Raw genomic sequence first — 521 nt, forward strand, 5'->3', positions numbered from 1 at the left:
TACGGAATGATTTTGCTGATTTCAATGCCACACGATGCCGTCATAATGATTTTAGGCTCTGCATCTTCAATACGTACCGCCAGCTCATTAGGCGCAAAACCACCAAACACAACTGAGTGAATCGCACCCAAACGTGCACAAGCAAGCATTGCCATTGCCGCTTCTGGGATCATCGGCATGTAAACAACAACTCGGTCGCCTTTTTCAACGCCTTGGGCAGAAAGCATACCGGCAATTTTCGCAACTTGATCGCGTAGCTCTCGGTAAGTGTAAGTCTTTTTATTTCCCGTTACTGGTGAGTCATAAATTAGCGCAGTATTATCACCACGTCCTTGTTCGCAATGGTAATCCAGTGCCAACCAAGACGTATTCATCACCCCATCTGGGAACCAACGTTCGATGCCGTTCTCATCAGATTTCAAGATGGTTTTAGGAGATTCAAACCAGTCGATATTCTCCGCTTGAGCGCGCCAAAAACTCTCCGGTTCGTTTTTCGCCCATAAATATTCTTTTTCGTATGA

Annotated in this window: 1 protein-coding gene; it reads right to left on the reverse strand. The window is 45.7% G+C overall.

Annotated elements, in window-relative coordinates; translation table 11 throughout:
* A partial coding sequence (locus tag R7O13_RS30805; protein ID WP_318305710.1) for an AMP-binding protein occupies positions 1-521 on the reverse strand: 521 nt, incomplete at both ends.

It is taken from the genome of Vibrio sp. Y176 (assembly GCF_033438945.1).